General features: G+C 65.1%; 1 protein-coding gene. It reads left to right on the top strand.

The genetic code is table 11. The features are described from left to right. On the top strand, positions 1–249 hold a 249-nt coding region (locus tag PU683_RS20755), incomplete at both ends, for a Maf family protein (RefSeq protein ID WP_277174505.1).

The raw sequence follows: 249 nt of genomic DNA, 5'->3' as shown, positions 1-249 counted from the left end.
CGCAAGCTCCTGGAAGACTCGCGCATCGTGTTCACGGTGCGCGTCTCCTCCGTAGATGAGGACGCCGCGCGCACCGCCGCCAACAACCAGGCACGAGCGCAGGGACGGGCAGGACTCACCCCGGCTGAAACAGCCTCCCTGCTGGCGCAACTGAAGGCGCAGGCAGTTGCCGCCGAACTTGCCGCCGAGGGTGTACGCAATGCATTGGTTCTGGGATGCGATTCGGTCTTCGAGTTTGAGGGGGTTGCC

Origin of the sequence: Candidatus Kosakonia sp. 282A-S69, assembly GCF_029433855.1 — a bacterium.
Taxonomy (GTDB): Bacteria; Pseudomonadota; Gammaproteobacteria; order Enterobacterales; family Enterobacteriaceae; genus Kosakonia; species Kosakonia cowanii_A.
This window is presented reverse-complemented; position numbering and strand designations above follow the sequence as displayed.